Genomic DNA, 9523 nt, shown 5'->3' on the forward strand with positions numbered 1-9523 from the left:
TCTTCGCCTCTATGTCAAGCTAGTTTTTGTCCGTTTTTTGACCCATGAAACTCTAAACTCTAGTTATCAAAATTATGCTTCGGATTAGATTGATTTTATTGTTGCTTTTTTTGAATGGTCCTGACGCCACTGCTTGTATTGTAATTAAAAATTTTGTTTTTGAAAACATGCTTTCTGCTGACCATGTCTTTATTGGTAAGGTAGAAAAGTACATCGTTGTAGGCAGGAATAGATACACGGGAATGCCAAGGCATGCTTTAATAACCTTTTCGGTAGAAGAAGAGCTGTTTGGGAAGCACGATGGCTCTATCGTGGATCTTTTCTGGACTAATTCTACCTTTGGGTTGCCAGTCCAATTGGATGAGGATCGCTATTTGGTGGCGTCTGTAAAGGTGAGTGGTCAGAGTATCATTGAAGACCAATACCCATTCAAGTTATCAAACTTTGAAGGAGTTCTACAAGCTTCGTGTGCCGCACCATTTTTGCTGAAGCCAATCGCAGAAAATGTTGAGAAAGCTAGAAAAATTCTGAGAGCTGAATCTGCGTGACAGATGATGGTGGGAAGATTTACAGTTACTCTTCCACTTGAAAGTAGGGGAAGAGTAACTATAAGTTTAAGATTGGGAATGGCTGAGTACTGTGCTTGAGAAAAAGTTAGAAATTAACTGATAATCTATTGATATAGCAATTTTCTGAGCTGCCATCAAAAACTATTGTGACTGGTTTTCCAGATGCTCCTGCTGCCAATGCAGCACTAAATATTAAATTTAATCCTTCTTGGGTTACACCGTTTTTCCCTACTTCTACACTGTGATATTTCGGGGTGAGATTCCTGGGGCAATTTGGCGAATCTTCTTTGAAGGCTACTATAAAACCGCCATCGGCAAGTGGATATACTTTTGATATTGTAGAAGTATATGTCGCTTGTTCTGCTGTCGCCGAAAGGGAAAATAGTATTGAAATAATGAATGCTTTAAACCTGAACATCTTAACTTAATCCGTAATTTTGCGGCCAATCAGTCAATTGTCCGCATCAGCCTTATATTAATTGATTCCTGATAGGCGAGAGTACCTGGAGTTAACCCTCAATTCTACATTTTTACCCGATCATAGAAAACCCTACGAGCCCACTTCTTTGGGCTCTAAATCTGGATATCTTCAATAGCTGAACCCACTGCGCCAAATAAATACATCGGCAATAAGTCCGCAAAAGAAATGGGGCTATGAGGATAATGGTCCGAAGCCGATGATTTCTCTTTAGGCAGAGCATGAAGAGTTGGCAGACCTCCTTGAGGAAAAGCCACCTACGCCCACCGAGGCAAAACCCAACCTTAAAAAGGTCAAATTGGTAACTCTCATCCTACCTCCAGAACCTGGATAGCAATGGCCTGATGGCCCCCAGAACAAAGCGAGGACTGAGCCACCAAAGCGCCGATATCAAAGCCCTCTCTGGAGGTGAGACAGTAACGAATGATCTGCTGGAGTACATCCCGGCTAACTGGATGAAGCTTGCCGATACAGCCATGAAGAATATGGCCATGCTTAAGACCATCGATAATTTCAAAGGCAGCGATTACCTAATAGATGAAAGCCATAAGTATACCGCTGCCATTGTACCGAAACCGGAAGTGGTCAGACGCATCAAAGAAGACCGGGCTGACTGATTAAGCTTTATAGATCCTGCCTATGAAATAAGCGATGGAGCCAGAGCCTGAATTACAACGAATGGAAGCTCGGTAGTCGCCATTACTGGCAGAGTCTGATAACTCATCGTGATCATTTACGGCATAAGTTATTTGTTCAGCACTCTCATCAAAGCTACAGTAAGCTCTATTATTACCACCAAGTACACCGGTCAAAGGGCACTCAACTCCAATGCCTACGAGTCCACTACTCAAGCCGCTTAATGTGAAACCATATTGAGAACCATGGGTAATACTATTATCATGTCTCATAGCAGAGTAGAAGCCTGCATTGCAGTTCTTATCTGGAAACCATGACTTACGCAGTCTTTTGGTATGAGTGCCTTGCTTGCCATGAACATTATGTCCACTATTGAAAGCCAGATCAGCATCCGTCTCGTTTACGATAAGCACTGCACATGTTGCCGGTTTTTTCATCAACCAAAGAACAAGTAAGCCGATTGCAATAACTACTATCGCAGCCGCTGCAACCACTACCCCAATTGTGGCAGTTTCAATCCCTACTAGTGCTGCTGATTCCAATGCGCCACTACTCAAAGAATTCATAGCTGCAGTAACCGCAGGATAACCCACAGCTACTATTCCACCATTTAATAAGGAGGAGGCTACTGTGTATTCGTCAGGGTTAGTTAATTCTTTTACTCCCTGCATTCAGCTCTGAAGTGCATCAGTTAACCTTCTGGAAAAGAACGGCCAGCTGAAGGTAACATCTGCCGCTTCTTCTCCACCAAGAGATTAAGTGATGACAGAAAGCTACCGACAACTGACCGAAGAGCAACGATGCCAGATTTGGGCGCTCTAGCAAAGGAGCGGGCCTTTTTGTTTGCAGATAAAGAGAGTTTGGCGTTTTGTGCCCAAAAATCGGAGGTGGTCAACACATTATTGAAGTCTGGGCAGCCTACGGCAAAGCTGACAAAGAAATCCGCACCCATTTTGTACAGGTGAAGCAGTTGGCCAAGGATGTGGGTGCCTGTTGTGTTCAATATTTGGACGGTATTGCCAGCACTTGATAAATACGCTCAGCGCCTGGCTTTTCAGCGATATCGCACCGATGGAAACTTTACTATTTTGAGAATTCCTCTGTGATTGATCCAACTGATGTGGCGTTTGCTCCCAAGTTACTGGGTGATGGGGAAATTACCAGTTTTCAGCCTTTCCGGTTTCGCCGTTTATTTCATAAGAGGGGCGATAGCAAGGTTAAAGAAATTACTGATGAAAAAGCCTGTGCGCAGGTGGTCATGGAAAAACGGAATCACTAAAAGCGAAAGTATTCCGGCCTTGAGCAAGGCTATATGGACCGAGTGGATGCCAAGGGCAGTGAGGCGGCTATGGATTTTGCCGAGGGCTCAGCCAGTCAGTAGGGCTGGGTCGAGTTTAGCGGCGCTAAGCAAGACCATCAGGAAAGCCTCGCTACCGCTGTTGGGCTTCGGGAAGCAATTAGTGATGGGGGTAACTATGAGTGGAAGTTATGAACTGATCAGTGTTGGCCGTAGAGATGCAATGCAGGGTGTTGAGGTAGCCGAAGGAGAAGCATCTTTGGCTAGCTACCTCATTATGATTATTTTATAAGGTCAATACTGTACGCTTGGCAAAGTTCACCGTGCAAATCCTTGTCAATTTCAAGACCAACGGTTGTACCTGCGTGAAACCCAGATAATGCTAAAGTCAAAGAATTTCTCAGTTTCTCGGGGGTTTGTTCAGTTAATGTAAAGTACGCGTAATTCCATTTACAATCACTAAGGACAGAAGTTTCTTTGAGGGTAATAATAAAACTGCCATCTGAACCAAGAGTCCATATTCTATTAATCGTACCGCGATACCATGCACGATCTGCAAGTGCGCTAGAACTAAAAATTAATAAAAACAATATAGAAAGCAATTTTTTCATAATTATTCCACTGAAATTAAAATAGCTTGTTCACCGAAAAATTAGGTAGGTAGCAACTTATGTGGCTCCAGGATGGACATTAACTAATGAAGTGACCTTCCTCTAGGGGGATCACCATCTATAACGATCTTATCCGGTATTTACACCTAATAGACGAAGTACTGAGAAGCGCATTTAGCTACTTAAGTACACTTCAACTTCCTACATTTCACGGGCTAATGAAGCTTCGTATATTTACCGCCCGCCTACATCAGCCACTTTGGGTGGGATTTTAGGTGTCGCGGGGCGAGAGAGCTTACCAAAGGGGGCGCTGCCGCGCAATCGTTGCCCATAGCCCCATCATAGAGGTTCCGGGTTTCACAGGAGTTTGATAGCGATGAGTGGAAGTTACGGATTAATTAGTGTTGGCCGCGGGGTGAAGCGGGATGCGATGCAGGGCATGGAAAAGGTTGCCCTGCAGGAGCGTGGGCGGGAACTGCGCAATGGGCAAATCGCAGCGGCCGAAAAACAACAGAAAAGCACCAATATGGGAGCCGGCGGAGATATCGGCATGATGGCCGCCAAGGGAACCGCAGTAGGTGGGGCCTTGAAGTGCAGTAATCGGTGCGCTTGCCGGGCTGGCAGTCGGTGCACTTTTTTAGGGGCGGGCAATGTCTGGATTGAGTAGGTCCAATGCGGCAAATGGGTTTTTCCAGGGCTAACAGTTTATAGAGGGCCTGAAATCCAGTGACGAGCGAAGAAAAAGTCGGGCCAGATCAGATGCTCGCGCCGAAAAAGTATATGTTTACCAAAGGGAGCGGCGGGGCCTTGAAGATAGCCGCAGTGACCAACGCTGGCGCGGCCTATCGACAAGATTTGGAAGAGCGCTTTAACAGCAAGCTAGACCAGCTTGCCCTGGCGCTAAAGAAAGGCCCGGAATATAAGTGGAGTAGTGATCTGCGCTTGGCTGTGTTCACAAAGGCCGGCCCTATGCGCAAATTCATAAGCGCCTGGGTAAACTGACTCATATTGGCTCAGAAAAGGGTGGCGCGCAGGTTGAGAAATTTAACGATGAGATGGGTATGGAGTACTTGGTAGGGCGCAATCTGGATGGCAGTTGGCGTTATGTCGACCCTGACAAGGCACTCGCAGATCAATAGGTTTGTTCAAAAACCAATTAAATAGTTCGAAGAGTATGCTTGCCGGGCTAGTCAAAAGCCATCTTTTATACTCAAAGACCAAGTAGGGCTTGCCGTCTCAGGTGGTGAATAGGGAATCACTCTCTCCTTATGGTTGGCTTTTAATGACAGTATTAAGACTATCGATTTCCGTTATTAGTGGAAAATGTAAATTTAATTGAGTGTTAGGGCTTCCCAAATTGATCAATAGCATCCAAAATCCCAGCCTAGAATTTTCCGATATAGGTGTTCTAATCTTGCTCAATATATCAGGGTATAACTGTCTGCTGCTGGTAGGCCTTTGGCGAAATCTGGGTGTAAAGCAATTTGGTGTAGTTGAGCTTTGCCTGAACTGATTATTATACATTCTTGGTGGCCAACCTCTTCGACAAGAATAAAAACTTCCTTAGGTTCAAAAACCTACTTTTACTTAAAGGGTAACCTTATTATGAAATCATGGCTAAAGTTAAGCCTATGGATTCTTCTTTACGTTGGTGACGTGGCAACAGCTACACAAATTACACCCACGTCCCAACACAATGCAGAAATCAATCTGATTTCAAGTGCAGAAGATGCGAATGTAGATATCCTAACTATCAGGCCTCCTAACGGTGCAGGTATTTCTATTAACCGGTTTTCTACATTTTCGGTTTCTGGGAAGTCCCTAAGGGTGCTCAATCTTCCCGAGCTCTCGGGGTCAGGGGATAATCCAGCCAAGTTGATTGTTATTTATTCAAACAACATAGCTTTGGCCAGCAGTATTGAATTGGTAGGCGAGCCTGCTGATATTCTTTTTATTACTGATAGTTCCAGCGCGGCAATTTCCTGCTCAGGATGTAGCTTTAGCAACTTTCAACGAATTGCTCTCGCCGCAGGCACTCTCAACTCAACGTTGTCAGATAGTGCTAGTAGCATTGGTAATATTAAGCTCTCTGGATCAGTCAATATCACGCAGTTGACTGCACCTGGAGCTATATCAGTCGATACTCTAGGGCGTTATATCAGCCTCAGTGGTGAGATTAATACGCACCAAAATGCTACTCGGACCGACGGTGGAGACTACGTTAGTGATGCTTCAGGCCGTTACAAAATTGGTGGTGGTGCGGTCAACGTGTACCTAGGTAATTACTCGCTGGCGTTTGAATCTAGAGAAATTACAAATATCCCCTCTCAGGCCCAACCTTCCACCTCTTTACTTTTGAATGGAGCCATTCGCTCTACCGCAGTAACGGTCACCATGGCAAATACCTGGTACAGAATTGGTACAGATATCGATACAAGTAGTGACCTTGTATTTTCGACCAACTACCGTGATGTGCCCGTTATTAATGAAGAGTCGATATTGATTCAGAGCTTTGGTTCGCCATTGGTAATCAATAGCCGGTTGGCATCAGACAATAAGGTTACACTGCAATCCTATGATAGCTTAATCTTAAGCAATAGTGCAGCGATAAATGCCCACACCCTTTCAGTACTTGCAAAAAATCAAATTATCAGTGATGCAAGTATTCTGACGACAAAAACTGAGATTGCCGCAAATGATGTATTCAATAAAGGAGAGATAAAAGGGTTTGCCGGTGTTGATATCTCCGTTGACGACAATCTACTGAATTCTTTCGGCGGTATTATTCAAGGTAATTTAGTAAATCTTAAGTCACAGAATGGCCTAGTTCGCAACGGTTCCAGAACCCCATTCTTGAGCGAATATAATCAATACAATAACTTGCTCAGCTGGGATATAGACAACATTAGCGCTGCGGAATTAGGCACCTTTTTTGCTCTTGGATTGGAAGCTAATGAAGCACAGGGTAAACAAAAGGCGGAAACACTCGCTGCAAATATCTTATCAAATCGGCTTACAGTAAAAGCTAAAGCTTTTGAAAATATTAATCCCTACTACGTCTACAAAGCACCGGGTGATGATTGGTCGAGTGGCGTACCACTGAATGCATCCCTGGCTAACCAAGTAATGGTGTCAGCGGAAACACAGCTGTTCATTAAAGCAGATAACTATGTAGTGAATTCTTCCGCTGTTATGCGGCTCAACCAGTTGGGTGCAGTATACATCGATACAAGCTTGTTAACCAATGAGCGATATCGATCCCAAATAATCATTGAGCGAGAGTCCGACGAATGGGAGGAAAATTTTTACTACTACTCTCCGCCTGGATTGATCCACTCAATTGGAGACTTTAATCTTAAAGCGGCTACTGGTTTTATCAATAATACCGCTTTCTTTGAAGTGTTTGGCAACGCTACATTAGACACTCCCAAACTAAAAGAATTAGGTGTAGCTATTTCTCAACTCTCCTATACGACCTATACAACTATTTATGAAACTTGTTTAGTGGAGGGTCGAAATGGTGCTTGTTTAGAGCCAGGTGAGCGCAAGAAGGTTGAGCATACAATAGTTCGAGTCAATCAGGACGAAAAAGAGTCCCTATTTCATGTAGAGGGTAACTTTATCGGCCCGCAGACGACTGTCAATGTGTCAAAGCATGACCCCATTGCCTATTATCAAAATCTCGCACTTGCTGACTATAAATCCAAGGAATTCTACATACCCTATGGTGACCAAACAAAATACAACAAGAATGGAGTTCCCTTCTACAGCTTCTATCAAAGTGTAGATCAGGATGAAGTTAAGATTATTAAAAACACTTGTATTGTGAACGCTAGCGATCCGGTTGACGATTCCTGTTTTTCATCAACAATTAAGAGTGAGTCAATTATCGATATCGTTATTGCGTATATGGAAAAAATAAAGAATGCTGTGCTGAGTTTCTTTGATGAAGAGTTTAATTGGTGGGGCTAGGAGTTTAGGGAGCATAAAGATGAAATCCGAAAATAAGATGGAAAAATCTAGCCACACCAAATGGCAACGAATTATCGCTTCATTGGTGACTTTCTTTTTCTCAATGCAGTTATGTATGCCTGCAATGGCAGGTGTTATAGGTATGTTAGATTCAGCGCTCATTGAAGCCGAACTAAATACCAATTATTTGTTTCAACAAGAGGAAAGTAGTGAGTATCAGTTTAAGTCCGCTGACTTTCTCAATACGAATGCACATCAGTCAGATGCCAGTATTGAGACCTTCTTTGAGCGTTTAAAGGAATCCAGTAAAGAAAACCTTTCAGACCCGTTAATGATTCCTATTAGGGTGGGCGATATTACGATCATAATGCCACACTATCCTTTGGGAAAACGAGTTGGAACTAATTTTGTTCAGAGTCGTTACATTCGCTCGCAAGTGTACGCACAACTGGGCCGAAATCTGATCAATACTCAAGTTTACGGCACAGAGCAGGAGCAAATTAGTAAGCTATATGATAATGCTTATAACCATGCTTTAATTACCGGTAAAATATTTGGCGAGCCCTTTGGTTTAACTACCGAGCAAATCACCGCCGACATGATCTGGCCAGAAATACGCTATATCAATAGTGAAAATGTGCTGGTACCCATTCTTTATTTGAAGTCCTCTACTATTGAGTCGCGACAAGTCACAGGCGATGAGAATGAATTTGGTGGTAATCTCATTGAGTTGGGCGGACTACAGATTAACAATTCTGACATCACATTCCGTCGAAATGCCTTCTTAAAAGTTGCAGAAAACCTAGTTAACAACCAAGGAAACTTAATTGCTGAAGATGACCTAAAAATCGTTGCTGGGGGGGTTGTACAGAATATATCGGGTCTAATTGAAAGTGATGGAGACTTGATTATTGGAGCGCACTCCATTGAAAATCGTACCATCGTTCATCGTTACAACTTAGGCAGCCTTCAGTCTGAGCGGTTTGGGCCGATTGCTGAGATTAATGCCAACGGCGATATTTTCTTTAAAACCAGTAGTGATATTACTCTACTTGGCTCGGTCGTTTCTGCTGGAGAGACAATCAGATTTGAAGCTGGAGGCGATATATATATTGGTAGTCAACAGATTACCAATCATAGGGAGGGATCATCAGGAAGTATATCTTATCAACGATCCACGATCTCTCACTTGGCTTCCAAGGTTTCTGCCGCCGATGCAATCTCAATGATTGCGCAGGGAAATATCCTGATTGATGCCTCAGAGATTGTTAGTGACAATGGCCATATCGAGCTATTAGCGGGTCTTGGAATTACCGTTGAAGACAATCTCAATGTGACTCAATCTTATAAGAAAGGAAAGTTTGGTAAACGAAAGATTGAGGAGTCGGTATATCAAACAGTAGCTATTCGTTCATTGCTAGATGCGGGCAAAGGTATACGTCTGCACAGTGAATTCGGTGATATCACTCTTAGAGCTGCGGATATTAAAAGTGGCTCAGGCACTGAAGTTAAGGCTTTGGGCGGTAAAGTCAACTTGTTGATGACAACCGAAACGGACCATTATAGTTACACCTCTGTCAAGAAGGGGCTGTTCACAGTTTCGACTGAGAGTAGAGGTCATGCAATTGAGACTGGTATTCCAAACTCTATTGTTGGAGGGTTCTCTGTTGAGGCTGTTGGTGGTATTTCAGTAGAGTATGAGGGAAACCCTGAGCTTTCCCTTGATGAGCAAATTGCTGAATTATCCAAGCTTGAAGGCATGGAATGGATGGCCGAGGTCCGCACGAATTTCCCCGATGCGGACTGGACGGCGATTGAGCTCCAATACGACAAATGGAATGAATCTAGTACCAGTATCTCCCCGGCTTTTGCTGCTGTTATTACTGTAGCGATGGCGGTAGCCTCTGGTGGATCAAGTCTAGCCGGAACAACTTGGTGGAATGCTGCTCTTGCCGCAGGC

Annotated in this window: 11 protein-coding genes; 8 read left to right on the plus strand and 3 right to left on the minus strand. The window is 43.7% G+C overall.

Going from position 1 to position 9523, the window contains the following annotated elements:
* Positions 1–89 precede the first annotated feature (89 nt).
* Positions 90–548: a hypothetical protein gene (locus ACCI49_RS22315; protein WP_371841442.1), complete on the plus strand. Its 459-nt coding sequence runs from the start codon at positions 90–92 to the stop codon at positions 546–548.
* A gap of 106 nt (positions 549–654) precedes the next feature.
* On the opposite strand, the gene ACCI49_RS22320 is transcribed toward ACCI49_RS22315, so the two are convergent.
* Positions 655–987: a response regulator receiver protein gene (locus ACCI49_RS22320; RefSeq protein ID WP_371841443.1), complete on the minus strand. Its 333-nt coding sequence runs from the start codon at positions 985–987 to the stop codon at positions 655–657.
* A gap of 404 nt (positions 988–1391) precedes the next feature.
* On the opposite strand from ACCI49_RS22320, the gene ACCI49_RS22325 reads away from it, so the two are divergent.
* On the plus strand, positions 1392–1664 hold the full coding sequence (locus ACCI49_RS22325) for a hypothetical protein (protein WP_371841444.1): 273 nt from the start codon (positions 1392–1394) through the stop codon (positions 1662–1664).
* On the opposite strand, the gene ACCI49_RS22330 is transcribed toward ACCI49_RS22325, so the two are convergent.
* Entirely contained in the window at positions 1665–2354 is a 690-nt protein-coding gene (locus tag ACCI49_RS22330; protein WP_371841445.1) for a hypothetical protein, read from the minus strand.
* A 197-nt stretch (positions 2355–2551) separates the two neighbouring features.
* Here ACCI49_RS22330 and ACCI49_RS22335 point away from each other — a divergent pair, with 197 nt between their 5' ends.
* The gene (locus ACCI49_RS22335) at positions 2552–2713 is read left to right on the plus strand and encodes a hypothetical protein (protein ID WP_371841446.1); all 162 of its coding nucleotides are present in this window, start codon (positions 2552–2554) and stop codon (positions 2711–2713) included.
* 72 nt (positions 2714–2785) lie between these two features.
* Positions 2786–2962, plus strand: coding sequence for a hypothetical protein (locus tag ACCI49_RS22340; protein WP_371841447.1), 177 nt, complete (start codon positions 2786–2788; stop codon positions 2960–2962).
* Between the two features lie 299 nt (positions 2963–3261).
* Here ACCI49_RS22340 and ACCI49_RS22345 read toward each other — a convergent pair whose 3' ends face one another.
* Positions 3262–3591 (minus strand): hypothetical protein, encoded by a 330-nt coding sequence (locus ACCI49_RS22345; RefSeq protein ID WP_371841448.1) that lies wholly within the window; start codon positions 3589–3591, stop codon positions 3262–3264.
* A gap of 376 nt (positions 3592–3967) precedes the next feature.
* Between ACCI49_RS22345 and ACCI49_RS22350 the strand changes: the two genes are divergently transcribed.
* The 4 genes from ACCI49_RS22350 to ACCI49_RS22365 form a co-directional block, all read left to right on the plus strand.
* Positions 3968–4258, plus strand: coding sequence for a hypothetical protein (locus tag ACCI49_RS22350; RefSeq protein ID WP_371841449.1), 291 nt, complete (start codon positions 3968–3970; stop codon positions 4256–4258).
* A 59-nt stretch (positions 4259–4317) separates the two neighbouring features.
* Positions 4318–4593 carry a hypothetical protein gene (locus ACCI49_RS22355; protein WP_371841450.1) on the plus strand — a complete coding sequence of 92 codons (276 nt, stop codon included), beginning with the start codon at positions 4318–4320 and terminating at the stop codon, positions 4591–4593.
* Positions 4594–5196: 603 nt separating this feature from the next.
* Positions 5197–7563, plus strand: coding sequence for a hypothetical protein (locus ACCI49_RS22360; RefSeq protein ID WP_371841451.1), 2367 nt, complete (start codon positions 5197–5199; stop codon positions 7561–7563).
* A gap of 19 nt (positions 7564–7582) precedes the next feature.
* The coding region (locus ACCI49_RS22365; protein ID WP_371841452.1) for a hemagglutinin repeat-containing protein at positions 7583–9523 on the plus strand (1941 nt) is incomplete at its 3' end.

The sequence above is a fragment of the Microbulbifer epialgicus genome (assembly GCF_041447265.1).
Lineage (GTDB): Bacteria > Pseudomonadota > Gammaproteobacteria > Pseudomonadales > Cellvibrionaceae > Microbulbifer > Microbulbifer epialgicus.

Bases quoted from the DNA above. Each gene is read 5' to 3' on its own strand.
- ACCI49_RS22320 (WP_371841443.1), bottom strand. From the start codon at position 987: ATGTTCAGGTTTAAAGCATTCATTATTTCAATACTATTTTCCCTTTCG.
- ACCI49_RS22325 (WP_371841444.1), top strand. From the start codon at position 1,392: ATGGCCCCCAGAACAAAGCGAGGACTGAGCCACCAAAGCGCCGATATC.
- ACCI49_RS22330 (WP_371841445.1), bottom strand. From the start codon at position 2,354: ATGCAGGGAGTAAAAGAATTAACTAACCCTGACGAATACACAGTAGCC.
- ACCI49_RS22345 (WP_371841448.1), bottom strand. From the start codon at position 3,591: ATGAAAAAATTGCTTTCTATATTGTTTTTATTAATTTTTAGTTCTAGC.
- ACCI49_RS22350 (WP_371841449.1), top strand. From the start codon at position 3,968: ATGAGTGGAAGTTACGGATTAATTAGTGTTGGCCGCGGGGTGAAGCGG.
- ACCI49_RS22360 (WP_371841451.1), top strand. From the start codon at position 5,197: ATGAAATCATGGCTAAAGTTAAGCCTATGGATTCTTCTTTACGTTGGT.